The sequence below is a fragment of the Parvularcula marina genome, assembly GCF_003399445.1.
GTDB classification, from domain to species: domain Bacteria; phylum Pseudomonadota; class Alphaproteobacteria; order Caulobacterales; family Parvularculaceae; genus Parvularcula; species Parvularcula marina.
Map to the genome: position 1 here is coordinate 86,607 of NZ_QUQO01000002.1, position 15,004 is coordinate 101,610.

Annotated in this window: 14 protein-coding genes; 8 read left to right on the forward strand and 6 right to left on the reverse strand. The window is 59.9% G+C overall.

What is annotated here, in order from left to right:
- The first annotated feature begins 74 nt into the window (after window positions 1–74).
- The gene (locus tag DX908_RS14305) at window positions 75–1,202 is read left to right on the forward strand and encodes a CAP domain-containing protein (protein WP_116393173.1); all 1,128 of its coding nucleotides are present in this window, start codon (window positions 75–77) and stop codon (window positions 1,200–1,202) included.
- Here the strand turns inward: DX908_RS14305 and murD are convergent.
- From murD to DX908_RS14330, 4 genes are all read right to left on the reverse strand, one after another.
- A complete protein-coding gene (gene murD, locus DX908_RS14310; protein ID WP_116393174.1) occupies window positions 1,199–2,500 on the reverse strand; it encodes a UDP-N-acetylmuramoyl-L-alanine--D-glutamate ligase in 1,302 nt (433 codons plus the stop codon). The genes DX908_RS14305 and murD overlap by 4 nt on opposite strands.
- Window positions 2,497–3,840, reverse strand: coding sequence for a MurL-like N-terminal domain-containing (locus DX908_RS14315; RefSeq protein WP_116393175.1), 1,344 nt, complete (start codon window positions 3,838–3,840; stop codon window positions 2,497–2,499). The genes murD and DX908_RS14315 overlap by 4 nt, the downstream gene beginning before the upstream one ends.
- Before the next feature lie 42 nt (window positions 3,841–3,882).
- Window positions 3,883–4,497 carry a helix-turn-helix domain-containing protein gene (locus DX908_RS14320; RefSeq protein ID WP_116393176.1) on the reverse strand — a complete coding sequence of 205 codons (615 nt, stop codon included), beginning with the start codon at window positions 4,495–4,497 and terminating at the stop codon, window positions 3,883–3,885.
- A gap of 436 nt (window positions 4,498–4,933) precedes the next feature.
- Window positions 4,934–5,620: an HAD-IA family hydrolase gene (locus tag DX908_RS14330; protein ID WP_116393178.1), complete on the reverse strand. Its 687-nt coding sequence runs from the start codon at window positions 5,618–5,620 to the stop codon at window positions 4,934–4,936.
- 154 nt (window positions 5,621–5,774) lie between these two features.
- Here DX908_RS14330 and glmU point away from each other — a divergent pair, with 154 nt between their 5' ends.
- The 4 genes from glmU to DX908_RS14350 all read left to right on the forward strand — a co-directional run bounded on the left by glmU (window position 5,775) and on the right by DX908_RS14350 (window position 11,001).
- On the forward strand, window positions 5,775–7,127 hold the full coding sequence (glmU, locus tag DX908_RS14335) for a bifunctional UDP-N-acetylglucosamine diphosphorylase/glucosamine-1-phosphate N-acetyltransferase GlmU (protein WP_116393179.1): 1,353 nt from the start codon (window positions 5,775–5,777) through the stop codon (window positions 7,125–7,127).
- A 9-nt stretch (window positions 7,128–7,136) separates the two neighbouring features.
- Complete coding sequence (gene glmS, locus DX908_RS14340) at window positions 7,137–8,966, forward strand: glutamine--fructose-6-phosphate transaminase (isomerizing) (protein WP_116393180.1); 1,830 nt, start codon at window positions 7,137–7,139, stop codon at window positions 8,964–8,966.
- A gap of 109 nt (window positions 8,967–9,075) precedes the next feature.
- On the forward strand, window positions 9,076–10,047 hold the full coding sequence (gene lpxC / locus DX908_RS14345) for a UDP-3-O-acyl-N-acetylglucosamine deacetylase (protein ID WP_199564764.1): 972 nt from the start codon (window positions 9,076–9,078) through the stop codon (window positions 10,045–10,047).
- A 108-nt stretch (window positions 10,048–10,155) separates the two neighbouring features.
- Entirely contained in the window at window positions 10,156–11,001 is an 846-nt protein-coding gene (locus DX908_RS14350) for an outer membrane protein assembly factor BamD (protein WP_116393181.1), read from the forward strand.
- Between the two features lie 43 nt (window positions 11,002–11,044).
- Here DX908_RS14350 and purS read toward each other — a convergent pair whose 3' ends face one another.
- Both purS and purC read right to left on the reverse strand, forming a co-directional pair.
- Window positions 11,045–11,287: a phosphoribosylformylglycinamidine synthase subunit PurS gene (purS, locus tag DX908_RS14355; RefSeq protein WP_116393182.1), complete on the reverse strand. Its 243-nt coding sequence runs from the start codon at window positions 11,285–11,287 to the stop codon at window positions 11,045–11,047.
- Window positions 11,284–12,072, reverse strand: coding sequence for a phosphoribosylaminoimidazolesuccinocarboxamide synthase (gene purC / locus DX908_RS14360; protein WP_116393183.1), 789 nt, complete (start codon window positions 12,070–12,072; stop codon window positions 11,284–11,286). The genes purS and purC overlap by 4 nt, the downstream gene beginning before the upstream one ends.
- Window positions 12,073–12,252: 180 nt before the next feature.
- Here purC and DX908_RS14365 point away from each other — a divergent pair, with 180 nt between their 5' ends.
- The 3 genes from DX908_RS14365 (at window position 12,253) to DX908_RS14375 (ending at window position 14,999) form a co-directional block, all read left to right on the forward strand.
- Window positions 12,253–12,576 (forward strand): DUF1476 domain-containing protein, encoded by a 324-nt coding sequence (locus tag DX908_RS14365; protein WP_116393184.1) that lies wholly within the window; start codon window positions 12,253–12,255, stop codon window positions 12,574–12,576.
- Window positions 12,573–13,331 carry an SDR family oxidoreductase gene (locus tag DX908_RS14370; RefSeq protein ID WP_116393185.1) on the forward strand — a complete coding sequence of 253 codons (759 nt, stop codon included), beginning with the start codon at window positions 12,573–12,575 and terminating at the stop codon, window positions 13,329–13,331. Before DX908_RS14365 ends, DX908_RS14370 begins: the two co-directional genes overlap by 4 nt.
- A 213-nt stretch (window positions 13,332–13,544) precedes the next feature.
- Window positions 13,545–14,999: a TadE/TadG family type IV pilus assembly protein gene (locus DX908_RS14375; protein WP_116393186.1), complete on the forward strand. Its 1,455-nt coding sequence runs from the start codon at window positions 13,545–13,547 to the stop codon at window positions 14,997–14,999.
- Window positions 15,000–15,004: the final 5 nt, after the last annotated feature.

The following is a 15,004-nucleotide window of genomic DNA, read 5'->3' on the forward strand; positions in this document are numbered from 1 at the left end:
TGTCGATCAGGGCGCATGAGGCGTTAACATGGCATGGGCTATGTAGGTCACAAGGACAATTCTGGGAGAAGCCAATGCCCCGCACATCCTTTTTGCTGCTCAGCGCCGCGATGCTCACCGGCTGTTCGTTCAATGGCCTGCCAATGATTGATCAGGCCGAGCCGATGGCCGTGGTCACGCCGCAACATAACGCAGCGTCTGCGGAGGAGTTGGCGTCGCTTGAGGCGAACAATGATCTTCCGGCGGTGACCCCCAAAGCGACGAGTAGCGGAGAGGCCCCGGCGATCCCGTCACCTGATGCGCCTTCGCGCGCGCCGACCGCCATGGTGGCAACGGCGCAGGATGCCGGCCCGCTTGTCACGGCGGCGACGGCCATCCGGCCTGCACCAAAACCCGGTCCCCAGCCGGTCGCCGTGGTGGCAGCTCAGCCGAAACCGGTTGAGGTTCCGAATGTCATTACCGGGGCGCCTGCTCCGGCCCCGAAAAAAGAGCCGGAGGCGGATAAATTCATCTCGGCAGAGGGGCGTACCGGCGCCGATGCCCTGAACGCGGCCCAGATCCGGCCGGCAGCAACGCCAGCGCCGGTCGCAGCGCCCGCGCCCGTGAAAGAACCTGTTGAAGAGCCTGCACCTGCCGCCCCAGTCGCGATGGCAGCGGCGGAGCCTCAAATGAATGCACCGCAGGAAGTGCCCCAAGTGATCAGCGGTGAAGCCGCTGCGCATCTGGAGGCGCAGGCCGCCCCCCGTGTCATCGCCAGCACCCAAGGGGCAGCTGCTCCGGCTCCGGCGGATGACGAGGTCATGCACCTTCTTGCGGCAGAGCGGGTCGTGGCCTCGGTCAATGCCTACCGTGCGGAGAACGGCCTTGCGCCGCTTGCCTATAATGAGGGTCTCAGCGACGTGGCCGAGGCGCATGTCCTCGAGCTTGCCGCACGCGGAGAAGTCACCGCCCTGAATGCCGAAGGGCAGGGGATCGGCGAACGTCTCGCAGCGGTCGGCATGACGCCGGAGGTCGCAGGCAGTCTTGTCTCCGGCGGCTACACGAATTTTGAGAATGCGCTGGCCAGCTGGAAAGCCAATCCGGTCCAGCGCAGCCGACTGCTTATCGAGGGCGCGAAGGAAGTCGGCTTCGGCGTCGTCTCTGACCGTACCTCGACCTACGGCATCTATATGGAACTCATCATCACGGGCGATGAGTCTTAGGCGCTGGCAGCAGCCTCGGTGAATATCCGGGCCCTGACGGTATAATTGTCATGTGGCGGCTCGGATGCTGCGGCGGGTGAGAAGAGTATCACGCCGCCCGGCGGGGTCATCTTCGCGGCGGTTTCAATCGCTGCTTCAAAGCTCTCGCAAGCTGTAAACTTTGTCTTTTGCGCGGTCAGAGCATCGCTCAACCGTGTGGCGGTTGAACCAAAGATCAGCGGTGTGACGCGGGGCACCCGGGAAATTTCGCCTGCCAAAGCGGTGAAATTCTGCTCCCGGTCGGCACCGCCGAGGAGCAGCGTGATCTCGCGATCCGCAAAGCGGGTCAGCGCATGAAGGACGGCCTCGGGCACGGTGGCGAGCGCATCATTGATCCAGTCTCGTCCATCTGTGGACGGTACTTTCTCCTGCCGGGATGGCAGGCTCCTGAAATTTACAGCGGTCGCCAGAACAGCCTCGAGCGGAACCGGCGCACCCGTCACTTTGCGGACCATCGCAACGGCATTGCGCAGCGCTATCAAATTGGGCCCTGCTCGAAAAAAAACAGGCAGTTCGGTGATCGCAAGATGCCGGTCGCCGATGATCAGATGATCATCAGTAATCTGGGCATATTCTTCAATCGCCTGGACTTCCTCGGGCAGACCGTATCGCTCGATGATCCCGGCGGCCGATAGGCCGGGCCGGGGAGGCGTGAAGAAGAACGGGCGGAGCTTCGCTGCGTGATAGTTCTCTTCACTGCCGTGCCAAGGTGTATGCTCACGGAAGAGATTGGTCACAAGATGCGCGTACGGCCCGTCGGGCACGTCATGAAGCATATAGGAGGAAAGCTCGAGCACCGGATAATCGGCGGTGGTGGGCGCTGAATCAAGCGGCGGCAGGCCGATATTGCCGTGCGGGGCGGCGTTCCGGCCCATGGCGCCGAGCAGGCCGACGATTAAGGTGACGGTCGTGCTTTTGCCTTTTGATCCCGTGACCGTGATCGTATTGGCAGGCGCATGATGAGCGAGCCAGTACCCGGTCGGTGTGGTGACGTTTTTACCAGCAGCCAATGCAGCTTTGACCAGATCGTGAAATGGCGGAATGCCGGGCGAGCGCAAAACAAGATCGCTTGTGCTCAGTTCTTTTACGGCTTCGGCCTCGGTCATCCAGCGGAAGGTTGCGTTCCTGGCAAATTCTTCCGGGCACGGTCTGTCACTGGCGGATTTGTCGGCGGCGATGATCTCATCGCCGCGGGCGAGAAAATGCCGGGCGGCGGCGCGGCCCTCGACCCCGAAGCCGATGAGGAGGACGCGGCTCACCGGCTCACCTTTTCTGCGGCGGCAAGAAGGCCGGAGGGCAGGGGGAAAGCGTCATCGCGGGCAAGGCTGTGCGCCCAGGCGGCCTCCAGCCCATCCGTGCCCATCTCATCTATGAGCGGGGGCAGGAATGAGTGGACGGCTTTGGTGTCTGCGAAGGCGCCTTTTGAAGCGCCCCACAGGGCGGCGCGGCATTCCTCAATCGTGCCGACGCAATCCCATGGCTTGTGCTCGGTCAGGCCGAGAAGCTCCCGGTAAAGAGGAAGGAGCGTGTCACGATCAAGGAACTGGCCGTTGAAGATCGTCTCTGCCTCTTCCTTGGTGATGAAAGGGGCAAGGATCAGCGAGGTGAAGGCGCATTTGGCACACGCCCCGCACCAGCGCTTATCGGCATCGCCTGCCAGCCGGAAATTCCGGTTGCAGCTCGTGGAGCGTCCGAAGGCGTCCTTGATCCCCGCAAAACCCCGTCCGATCCACAGCTCCGAATAGGGGCGCAGGATCGAGAAGACAGGCGGCGGGGCCGGATGGGCTTCTTTGAGCGCGGCATTGATCAGCGTCTCGAAATGCGAGGATTTCGAATATTGGTGATTGGCGGGCGCGCTGCCCTCGATCTGCATAGTCGGTTCGTCTGCGGAGCGTTCATTGGCGAAAACGACACTGCCGTAGCCATGGGTGACCGCCGTGACGGCGAGGATCAGCATGTTGATCGCGGTGATCGGCACATGCCCGCCAAAGGCGCGAGGGGCGACTTCGTAAAGCTTGGGGTCGAGCCGCCGGTCGATGAAGAGAACATCTTCGGGCGCGGTCGCGGAAAGGACATCACGGACGGCTTCCCCCAGAACGACGGAGGTGAGCTGGACTTCCTGCTGCGCCTCGCGAAGGATGGCGCGGGCGACGTAGGAATCCTTGCCGCCGCCAAAGGCGACCAGCGCCGGGCCTTCGAGACTCTGCCCGCTGCCCGAAATCCCGGGCAGGTCAGGGCCAAGGAATTCAACATCAGTTGGCCAGGGCAGGTCGTTCCTGACATAGAACTCGGCCAGCCCGTCCGTATAAAGAGCGCGAGCCATATTCTTTCCCGCTGGCGACAGAGGCGGCAGGGTGATCCGCGGCGCGGCGGCAAGTTTATAGCTGCTGACCCCCAGCGCCACGCCGAGCAGGGTCAGGATTTCGCGCCCCTCACTAGTCGCCAATCTGGCTAGCGCCCCATCGGGGCCGGGGAAATCGACCGTCTCCTCGAATGCGCCGTAGACGTCGCAGTCAAAAAGAAAGGCGACCCGGTTCGCCTCCAGGAGGCGCCAGCCGAGGATCTGGAAATGTGTGCCGCGTGGGGGATTCTCACTCATCGGCACCGCTTTGCCAGCCGCCGCTTCTCCCCGCAATGGGGCTCAGAAATAGCGGATTGCGGCGGTCAGCGTGCCGAGGACTTCGCCGCTGGGGAGGGGCGCAAGGCTCGTCGTCCAGCCATGAAGGACGGGGCCGTCCTCAGTCTGAAGCAGGGCAAAGAGATCAGGCTCAGGTGCGATCCGCTCGAAATCGAAAATGAACAGCGGCGTGCCGGGGAATAATGCCTGATAGGGGCCGGGATCCAGCATCACGCCGAACAGGCTCGTCGAATCGAGGCTGACCGGCACATAGTCGATGGCCGTGCAATGCGCGGTCCGGCTTTTCAGGCTCTGCCGGTCGGTCAGGGTTTCGGGCGGCAGCACCGGCACATGGGTGACGCCGCGGGCCAGATAGGTCGCGGCGGGGTGGTCGGGAGAGAGCCGTTCGGTCGAATTGCCGCCCGCGAGCCACCCTAGTGAAACTTCGAGCGCCTCTGAGAGTTTAGCCAGCATGAGCTGCCGGGGATTGTGCACATCGGCTTCCCAATTGGCGACAGTTGGCTGGCTCACCCCCAGCCGCGCGGCCAACCCGCCCTGGTTGAGACCAAGCGATTTTCTCGCGGCACGAATGCGTCCCCCGATGGAATTGGGCAATTGGTCGTCGGGGAGGGCATCCATATCCAAGGGACTGTCCTTTTGTTGCTACCGGAAATTATAGGGTGATATTATATCATATCGTCACGTTTAACGATAAAAACCTTTAATTTTCGGCATTTTATTAACGAGTTCGTTTCCGAATTTTTAACCTTCAACAAGGCTGGCCTATAGACAACTATCGGATGCAGTGCTTAGACATAATTATAGCCATGGAGGTGTCCGATGTCTGACTACTGTTCAAACGATGGGGCCTCGCGCCTGCAGTCCCTCATCCGTGAGTATTGGCGGAAAAAGGGATATGACGTGAGTGTAGAGCTGGTTCATCAGGGATTTGTGTCAACGATGCGATCATCTCGCTTTGATATTCGCAGTGACATGGTGAATGGCATGCCAAGCATTCGCCGAGTAGAAGAGCATCCTCATCACTAACCGGGCTGGTCCGGCAGTGGGGTGAGGCTCAGCTGGCGGACATCAAATCTGAAATCATTTGCGGCAGCGCTTCGAAGTCATCGAAGCGCTGTTCTTTTTTGTGCAGCGGCCCTTCGACATGGCCATAGCCGAAAGTGGCAAGAAAACAGGGCAGGCCGGCATTCCGCGCTGCGCCCAGGTCGGTCACCGTGTCGCCGATCATCACGCCATGGGGCGTCTTCGTCCGGTGCAGGATCTCGGTCAGCGGCACGCCGGACGGCTTATGCTCGGGCAGGCTGTCCCGGGCGATAATCTCCGCAAAGCGCGCGCTTATTTCCAATGTGTCGAGCAGCGGTAGAGTGAGGGCTTCGGGCTTATTGGTGCAGACCGCGAGCGTTGCCCCCCATGAGGATAATGTGTCCATGCAGGCCTCGGCGCCCGGAAAAAGCACCGAATGATCCGCAATATGATCCCGGTAATAGTCGATGAAGCGGCCGACCAGCCGGTCCGCTTCATGCTCATCGGGCAGGCCATGGCCCTGCAGCTCCAGCCCTCGTTCGATCAGCGCGCGGGCCCCTTGGCCGACAAGGCTGCGCACCGTGGCGGGCTCAACGGGGGAGAGCTCTTCTGAGCGCAGGACATGGTTCAGCGCTTCGGTCAGGTCAGGCGCGCTGTCGATCAGCGTGCCGTCGAGATCGAAAATGACGGTGAGGTCGTGAAAATCGGGCGCGGTCATGACGCGCGGGCTAGACCTTGTTGCCCCCGGCGGAAAGGGGGGCTTGCGCTGCACCGCGAAAGCCCTTTCACGAATGCCAATAATTCGTGTGTTCCGGCGGCCCGGCCAATTGGCTAACCGCGTCAGGGGAGAAAGAGGAGATCACCCAGCGCCCATGACCGAGCTCAAAACCGAACTGGCATGCGTCATTCTGGCCGCCGGTCATGGCAGCCGGATGAATTCCTCCCTGCCCAAGGTTCTCCATCAGGTTGGTCACCGCCCGATGCTCCATCACGTCATGGCGCTCGGCCAGACGCTCGGTGCGGCGCGCCAGGTCGTGGTCGTCGGCGCCGGCGGCGAAGCGGTCGCCGCGGCGGCGAAGGAATTTGACGATAATGCTGCCATCGCTGTGCAGGACCCGCCGCAGGGGACGGGCCATGCTGTCCAGATGGCGCTGCCCGCCCTTGAAGGTTTCAATGGCACAGTCCTGATCCTCTATGCCGACACGCCGCTGATGCGGGCCGAAACGGCCGCCGCGCTGATCGGTACCGTCACAGAAGGCGCGGCCTTGAGCGTGCTGGGGTTTGAGACGGATGAGCCCGGCGCCTATGGCCGTCTGATCACGGATGAAAAGGGCGATCTTGACCGCATCGTCGAGTTCAAGGACGCCTCGGAAGATGAACGCGCAGTGACGCTGTGCAATGCCGGCTTGATGGCCGCCCCCGCAACACTTTTGCGCGAGCACCTGCCCAAGCTCTCCAACGACAACGCGCAAGGGGAGTACTACCTCACCGACCTGCCGGCCATGGCAAAGGCCGCGGGTGGACGCTGCGCGATCGTCCGGGCAGGAATTGATGAAACCTCCGGTGTCAACCGGCGCACAGAGCTTGCCGCCGCCGAAGCTGTCTTCCAGCATCGCCGCCGCGAAGAGATGATGGATGCAGGCGTCACGCTGATCGATCCCTCGTCTGTGTGGTTCGCGCATGACACGCAGATCGCACAGGATGTGGTGATCGGCCCGCATGTCGTCTTCGGCCCGGGCGTCACCGTCGGCGAAGGCGTGCGGATCGAGGCTTTCAGCCATCTTGAGGGCTGCACGGTTCAGGCGAGTGCCAGCATCGGCCCTTACGCCCGGCTTCGTCCGGGAACGGATGTTGGGGAAGGCGCGAAGATCGGTAATTTCGTTGAGACCAAAAAGGCCGTGCTCGGCCCCGGCGCCAAGGTCAGCCATCTGACCTATCTTGGCGATGCGCAGATCGGCGCGGAGGCGAATATCGGCGCTGGCACCATCACCTGTAATTATGACGGCTATGACAAGCATCTGACCGTGATCGGCGAGGGCGCTTTTGTCGGTTCGAACTCGTCGCTGGTCGCGCCCGTCACCATCGGCAAAGGCGCCTATGTCGGGTCAGGCTCGGTCGTCACAAAGTCCGTGCCCGATGATGCACTAACCGTCGCGCGCGGGCGTCAGATGACCAAAGAAGACTGGGCGAAATCTTTCCGGGCGCGCAAAGAGCCCAAGGAGTAGGAGCATTCCATGTGCGGTATAGTTGGGATTATCGGCAAGGAAAATGTCAGCGGAAGCCTCGTTGAGGGGCTCTCGCGGCTGGAGTATCGCGGCTATGATTCCGCCGGGATTGCGACCATTGCGGAGGGGCGGCTAGGCCGCCGCCGGGCGGTGGGCAAGCTTGGAAAGCTCCGTGAACGCCTGAATTCAGAACCTCTTGGCGGCAAGATCGGCATCGGCCATACCAGATGGGCAACTCATGGCGCACCGACCGAGGCCAATGCCCACCCGCATGCCACCTCAAAAGTCGCCATCGTCCATAACGGCATCATCGAGAACTTCGCCGAGCTGCGCGAAGAACTGGTCGCGGCAGGCGCAACATTTGAATCCGAGACTGACACCGAAACTGTGGCTCAGCTGGTCGAGCATTATCTCGCCAAGGGCAAACCGCCGGCAGAAGCCTTTTCGTCCGCGCTCGGACGGCTCGAAGGCGCCTTTGCGCTCGCCGTCATGGTCGAGAGTGAAGCGCGCACGCTTTATTGCGCCCGTCGGGGCAGCCCGCTCGCTATTGGCCGGGGGGAGGGCGAAATGTTCGTCGGCTCTGACGCCTATGCGCTGGCGCCCTTCACCCGCCGCGTGACCTATCTTTCCGATGGCGACTGGGCGGTCGTCACGCCGGAGACGGTCTCGATCTTTGATGCCGATGGCGCAGAAGTCCTCCGGCCCGAGCAGCTTTCCGATGCCTCCGCCGCGCTCGTCGACAAGGGCGAGCACCGGCATTTCATGGCCAAGGAAATCCATGAGCAGCCGGAAGTGCTCGGCCATGCCATCTCGGCCTATGTTGATCCGGTCGGCCGGAAAGTGGTCCTGCCCGAAGGCGGCATCGATTTTTCTAAAGTGACCGCGCTGACCATGTCGGCTTGCGGCACGGCCTTTTACGCCACGCTGGTCGCCAAATACTGGTTTGAGACCTATGCCCGCCTGCCGGTCGAAACCGATATCGCCTCCGAGCTGCGCTATCGCGACGTACCTTACCGCGAGGGCGGCGCCGCACTCTTCATCTCGCAATCGGGGGAGACAGCCGACACGTTGGCCGCCCTGCGTGATGCCAAGGAGGCAGGCCAGCAGGTCGGCGCCATCGTGAATGTGCCCGAAAGCACCATCGCGCGGGAAGCTGATGCGCTTTATCCTACCCATGCGGGTCCTGAGATCGGGGTCGCCTCGACCAAGGCTTTCACCTGCCAGCTGGCAACCCTCGCATCGCTTGCTATCGCCGCAGGCGTCGCACGCGGCGTGCTCAGCCGAGAGGATGAGGAACGGCTCACCGGCGTGCTGCTCGAAGCACCGCGCCATGTCGCCGAGATGCTCCATGCTGACAAGAGCCTCGAGGCGATTGCGGCGGAGGTCGCGACAGCGCGGGACGTGCTTTATCTGGGCCGCGGGGGATCTTATCCCCTTGCCTTGGAGGGCGCACTAAAACTGAAAGAAATCAGTTATATCCACGCAGAAGGTTATGCGGCTGGTGAACTCAAACATGGCCCCATCGCGCTGATCGATGAAGCGGTGCCGGTGGTCGTTCTCGCGCCCCGCGACGCGGTCTTCGACAAGACGATTTCCAACATGCACGAAGTCATGGCCCGAGGCGGCAAATGCCTTCTGGTCTCAAGCGCCGAAGGGCTCGCCGAAGCGGCAAGGGGCGGCAAGGTCTGGGGAGAAATCGCTGTGCCGGAGGTCGATCCCCTGATTGCGCCGATTGTCTACTCGGTCCCGGTCCAGCTGCTGGCTTATCACGCCGCTGTCGCGAAGGGCACGGATGTCGACCAGCCAAGGAACCTTGCCAAGTCCGTTACCGTTGAATGACGGGCGGATTACCGCATCGCAACACGGCGTAACATAGCGTTATTTTCCGGTAAGCCTTCCAGCCCCCATAGTATTTACGGGCAGTTACGAATTTTTGGGGTGGCGTAGGATGTTTGACGCAAGCGAGGAGCAGCCGGGCACGATGCTGGCACGCACGATCAAGGCAACCGCTATCTGTGAAGGCATTGGCCTGCACTCGGGCCAGCCTGTGCGCCTGACCGTGCGCCCGGCACCCGCCGGCACGGGCATCCTGTTCCGCCGTATCGACCTTCTCGACAGTGCCGGCCCTGAAGACCAGAGCTCTGGTCTTGAGCGCATCACCATTCCGGCGAGCCCGCTGGCCGTTTGTCAGACGACGCTCGGCACCGTTCTGACCAACCGTTTCGGGGTCACCATTTCAACCGTTGAGCATCTGCTCGCGGCGTTCGCGTCGCTGGGGATCACGCAGGCCATCGTCGAAATCGACGGGCCCGAAGTGCCGATCCTCGATGGCAGTGCCGCGCCCTTCATCGACCTCGTCGAAAGCGTCGGCGTCCGCGAACTTGCTGCCACGGGCCAAGTCTACCGCCTGCGTGAAGCGGTGCGGGTCCAGATCGGCGACAGCATCATCGAAGCCGAACCGCTGGCCGAAGGCGAAGAAGCAACCCTCATGATCGATGCGGTTGTCGAATATGACGATCCCGCCATCGGCCGTCAGGAGCTGGCGCTCGAGAATGCCTATGCCTCTTTCCGCGAGGAACTCTCGGCGGCACGGACCTTCTGTTACCTGCGGGATGTCGAGATGATGCGCGCCAAGGGCCTCGCGCTCGGCGGCTCGATGGATAACGCAATCGTCGTCTCCGAGGGCAAGGTCCTCAATGAGGGTGGGCTGCGCATGGAGCGTGAGTTTGTCCGCCACAAAGTGCTCGACCTTGTCGGAGATCTCTATCTCATGGGTCTGCCGCTTGCGGCGCGGATCACGGCGATCCGTCCTGGTCACGGCATCAATACCGCCTTTGCGCGCAAGGTGATCGAATCTCATGCGGCCGATCTGGTCTCACTTGACGATCTGCCGCTGCCGGCCGAGCAGGCGCGGGCCTGACGAAACCCTAGCGTTACCAATGGTTATGCTGCTGACCCGAGGCGGCATTTGACCCTGACGCCCTCAGGATGCATAGAAATTTCTGAAATTTATCGGCCGGAGTTCTTGATGAGCGCGAACCTGACACGGGTCCTTTTTCTGGGGTGCATTCTGACATTGGGTGCCTGTTCTTCGCTGCGCGGAACGGATGATGACCGTTTTGCCTATGTCGAAGAGCCGGTGGAGATCCTCTATCAGAACGGCGCCCGCGCGATTGAGCGTCGCCGCTATGACGAGGCGATCCTCTATTTCGAGGAAGTCGAACGCCAGCACCCATATTCGGCCTGGGCGCGCCGCGCCATGCTGATGACGGCCTATTCCCAGTATCTGACCAATGACTACGATCAGTCGATCGAGAGCATTGACCGCTTCCTGTCGATCCACCCGGGCAACAAGGACGCAGCCTACGCCTATTACCTCAAGGCGATGAACTATTATGAGCGTATCCGTGACGTTGGCCGGGATCAGGATATCACCGTCAAGGCGATGTCCTCGCTCGAAGACGTTGTGCGGCGTTATCCGGATACGGAATATGCGCGCGATGCCTATCTCAAGCTGGACCTGACCCGTGACCACCTTGCGGGCAAGGAAATGGATATCGGCCGCTATTACCTCAAGAAAGACCAGCACATTGCGGCGCTGAACCGCTTCAACAGCGTGGTGCAGAACTACCCGCAGACGAGCCATGTGCCTGAGGCGCTCTACCGTCAGGTCGAAGCCTATATCGAGCTGGGGGTTGCTTTCGAAGCACAGCGTCAGGCCGCGCTCCTTGCATACAATTATCCGGACTCGGAATGGTATGGTGACGCTTACAAGATCCTTGAGCGCCGTGGTCTGACGGATCTGTCCAAACTGAACGAATGGGCAAATCCGGAAAGCGCACGCCTCGGCATGGCTGCGCCGTCCAGCAACTAACTGGCCTGAAAATCAGTAAGTAGGAGAGAGTGGTGGTGGCCCCTCAGGCCACCAGCTCGATGCGATATTGCTCCATCACCGGATTGGCGAGGAGTTTCTTGCACATCTCTTCGGCCTGTTTCATGGCCTCGGCCTCATCACTGGCCTTGAGATCAAGCTCGATCAGCTTGCCCTGACGGACATTCCCGGCATCTTCAAAACCAAGCCCGTGCAGGGCCGTCTCAATCGCCTTGCCCTGCGGGTCGAGGACCCCATTCTTCAGGTGGATGTGAATCCGCGCTTTCATGCATTCGCTCCGTCATTCGAAGCGACAAGCACCGGGCCCGTCGCATCCGACCGTTCACTCTCGTCGCGAAGGATGCCAAGGCGGCGCGCGACTTCACGATAACCTTCGACGACACCGCCCAGATCCTTGCGGAACCGGTCCTTGTCCATCGACTCATTGCTGCGGGCATCCCACAGGCGGCAGCTGTCCGGGCTCACCTCATCGGCGAGAATGATCCGTACCATGTCGCCTTCATACTGGCGGCCGAATTCAAGCTTGAAGTCGATAAGACGTATACCGACAGCTGAGAAGAGGCCGGAGAGGAAGTCGTTCACACGAAGGGCATAGGCCATCATGTCATCGATTTCTTGCGGGTTCGCCCAGTTGAATGCGGTGATGTGGTCTTCGGAGACCATCGGATCGCCCAGCTTGTCGTCCTTGTAGTAGAACTCGACAATCGAGCGGGGCAGGGCATCGCCCTCATTCAGGCCAAGCCGTTTGACCAGCGAGCCGGCCGCAACGTTCCGCACCACGACTTCCAGCGGAATGATTTCCACATGGCGAATCAGTTGCTCGCGCATATTGATTCGGCGGATGAAGTGAGTCGGCACGCCCACGCGCTCAAGCTCGGACATCACGAATTCGGAGATCCGATTGTTGAGCACGCCCTTGCCCTCAAGGATCGCGTGTTTCTGGTTGTTAAAGGCGGTCGCGTCGTCCTTGAAAAACTGGATCAACGTCCCCGGCTCCGGACCCTCATAGAGAATCTTCGCCTTGCCTTCGTAAATGGGCTTGCCTCTGGCCATTAGGAATTCCTTTAGCTTACGGGGGGCCTTGGCCGCGACAGTCACGCGAGGCACATCATCCCCGAAAGGTTATGCACTCATCCGAGTAGCATGCTGCACCGCCGTTCGCAAAGGCGTTTGCACGTGACAGCCTCATGCTAAGAGGCCAAACAGAATCTAGCTGTAACAAGGAGACGCCCTATGACGACGTTCGATGAACGTGAAAACCGGTTTGAAGCGGAATTCGCCCATGATGCAGATTTGCGTTTCAAGGTTGAAGCCCGACGGGACAAGCTGGTTGGTGCCTGGGCGGCAGAAAAACTCGGACTGACAGGTGCAGATGCGGACGCTTATGCCCGGGCAGTCGTGACGGCAGACCTCGAAGAGGCGGGCGACGACGATGTCTTCCGGAAACTCCGTGCCGATCTTAACGATGCGCGAGACAAAATTACTGACGAAGAAATCCGTGCCAAGATGTCTGAATGCCTCGGGCTTGCGATGGAGCAAGTAAGGTCCGGGACATGACCGGAAGGCTCGAAGGGAAGCGCGCGTTCATCACAGGGGGCGCGCAAGGCCTTGGTCTTGAATTTGCCAAGACCTTTCTCGCCGAGGGCGCAAAAGTCATCATCACCGATATTCAGGCTGAGAAAGTCAAACAGGCCAATGAAGAGATCGGTGGGCAGGGCGGCTACGCCCATGATGTCACTGATCCTGAACAATGGGCGTCTGTTCTGGCTCGCGCAAATGGCATGCTCGGCGGCATTGATGTGCTCGTCCATAATGCCGGCATCGGGATCTGGGGCACGGTCGAATCAGAGACACTTGAGGGATATCGCCGGGTCATGGCGATCGACTGCGACTCTGTCTTCATCGGCACAAATGCGGCGATGCCATACCTCAAGGAAAGCCAGCCCGCTTCCATCATTGTTATCTCGTCCGTGGCCGGACAGAAAGCGGATCCAAATCTGCTCGCCTACAATACGGCGAAGGCGGGTGTCGCGATGATGTCCAAATCTATCGCGCTTCATTGCGCGCGGTCGGGCTATGACATCACCTGTAACTCTGTGCATCCAGTCTTTACCCGCACACCGATCATTGAGCCAATGATTGCACTGAAAGGATCGCAGGAAGAGGGCGAGGCTGCGCTCACAAGAAACATCCCGCTGAAACGGCTTGGTGAGCCTGCAGAGGTTGCTTCAATCGTGACCTATCTTGCGTCCAATGAGAGCCGGTTTGTGACGGGCTCGGCGTTCAACGTCGACGGCGGTATTACTGCCTGAGAATTCACTTATCTGGATTAAGACGGATCATCAGACCCCTTGTGTCAAAACAGGACATGAGGGGTTTTTTGTGAGGGAATTCCAGCGCCTGTCGTGATGAATAATAAAAACTTTCTGAGAATATTTGAATTGTTCGTTTACCTACTTGTTTAAGCGGCAATTAATCGTGCTGCACTATAAAGAGCGTCTGGAAGTGTAAGAAACGAGTCTCTTATGTGGCGCTCATTCTGGCAAAATCGCAAGGGCAACGTCGCTCTCATGACGGCTATCCTCGTCATGCCCGTCACCCTTGTGTTAGGGGCCGGTGTTGATTTCGCGCGTTACGTCACCTTACGTACAGAACTCGATAGTGTCGTTGAATCGGCCGTGCTCGCCGCGGCGTCGCTGACCCAGACGCGTGATACTGATCCGGTCGTAACTGAATTTGTACAGCGGCAGATCAATCGCCGTAATTTTGACTCTGATATCTCCGTCGAGGTTCTTCAGGATACGGCATCGCTGACCAACAAGACGATCCAGGTGCGGGCGACGGGGTCTGCCAATACCTATTTTCTCTCCCTCATTGGGATCAAGGAATTGAAGGTGACGTCTGTGGCGACCGCTATGCAGGCTGCTGACAATCTGGAAATTTCGCTCGTCCTCGACGTATCAGGCTCGATGCGCGGCTCGAAGATCGACAACCTTCATGATGCTGCCAGTGAGTTTGTCGATGCGATCTATGCTGCATCGGACCCGGATACGACATCCATGAACATTGTGCCGTTCTCGGCATCCGTGAACATTGCGCCGATCTTTGATGATTATGCGTATAACTGGTCGTCCGCGAATGTTGATCCTGATCCGGATGAATATCTTCAATATGGAGGGGTTCCGTTCGGGAATTTCAGGTTCAATTCACCGAATAACTCTGACTGTATCGAGCTTCAGAACAACGATTTCGACAGCCTCGACCTGTTGCCATACAGGGCGCGTCCGGAAGTTCGTATCCGGCCGGATCGGAGCACGCGCTATTGCGTCACGACTTCTGCGTCAGAAATTTACATGAACCGGAAAAGCCCCACGGCGTTGAAAAACAAGATCCAGAACCTTAGCGCGGATGGTTACACGGCCATCAATGAAGGGGCGTATTGGGGAGCCGTCGCGCTCTCGCCGGACTGGAAAGGCAAGTTCGGCGGAGATTTCGCCGACAGGCCGGCGGATTATGATGTGGGTTCCTTCAAAGTGCTGATCATCATGACGGATGGTGAGATGAACCAGGGTGTTCGCCCGGCCTCCTATTGGGACACGCGTCGCGGTGATTGTATAGACTATGAGACATATTACGATCGGCGCGGCCGTCGTCGGACCCGGTGTGTCGAGTATGAATATTACACCGTCGAGGAATATTATTCCTGGGATCAGAATATCCGGAATAATGGCCGGGCCTCTGATTCAACTACGACAAACTCTGCACACGGTCAGCTGCAGCGCATCTGCAATGCAGCGAAGGAAGAAGGCATCGTGATCTACACGATCGGCTTTGACATTACGCCGGGTGCTGACTCTGATGAGGCGCTGGAGGCCTGCGCCTCATCGCCAACGAACTATTATCTCGTCGAAGGCCTTGATGTGACAGCGGCGTTCCGCGCGATCGCAGCATCGGTCAACGCGCTGCGGATTACCGGATAAGCCTT

Excerpts from the sequence above, each read along its gene's own strand:
- DX908_RS14305 (WP_116393173.1), top strand. The coding sequence starts at position 75 with ATGCCCCGCACATCCTTTTTGCTGCTCAGCGCCGCGATGCTCACCGGC.
- DX908_RS14315 (WP_116393175.1), bottom strand. The coding sequence starts at position 3,840 with ATGAGTGAGAATCCCCCACGCGGCACACATTTCCAGATCCTCGGCTGG.
- DX908_RS14320 (WP_116393176.1), bottom strand. The coding sequence starts at position 4,497 with ATGGATGCCCTCCCCGACGACCAATTGCCCAATTCCATCGGGGGACGC.
- DX908_RS14330 (WP_116393178.1), bottom strand. The coding sequence starts at position 5,620 with ATGACCGCGCCCGATTTTCACGACCTCACCGTCATTTTCGATCTCGAC.
- glmU (WP_116393179.1), top strand. The coding sequence starts at position 5,775 with ATGACCGAGCTCAAAACCGAACTGGCATGCGTCATTCTGGCCGCCGGT.
- glmS (WP_116393180.1), top strand. The coding sequence starts at position 7,137 with ATGTGCGGTATAGTTGGGATTATCGGCAAGGAAAATGTCAGCGGAAGC.
- lpxC (WP_199564764.1), top strand. The coding sequence starts at position 9,076 with ATGTTTGACGCAAGCGAGGAGCAGCCGGGCACGATGCTGGCACGCACG.
- DX908_RS14350 (WP_116393181.1), top strand. The coding sequence starts at position 10,156 with ATGAGCGCGAACCTGACACGGGTCCTTTTTCTGGGGTGCATTCTGACA.
- purS (WP_116393182.1), bottom strand. The coding sequence starts at position 11,287 with ATGAAAGCGCGGATTCACATCCACCTGAAGAATGGGGTCCTCGACCCG.
- purC (WP_116393183.1), bottom strand. The coding sequence starts at position 12,072 with ATGGCCAGAGGCAAGCCCATTTACGAAGGCAAGGCGAAGATTCTCTAT.
- DX908_RS14365 (WP_116393184.1), top strand. The coding sequence starts at position 12,253 with ATGACGACGTTCGATGAACGTGAAAACCGGTTTGAAGCGGAATTCGCC.
- DX908_RS14370 (WP_116393185.1), top strand. The coding sequence starts at position 12,573 with ATGACCGGAAGGCTCGAAGGGAAGCGCGCGTTCATCACAGGGGGCGCG.
- DX908_RS14375 (WP_116393186.1), top strand. The coding sequence starts at position 13,545 with ATGTGGCGCTCATTCTGGCAAAATCGCAAGGGCAACGTCGCTCTCATG.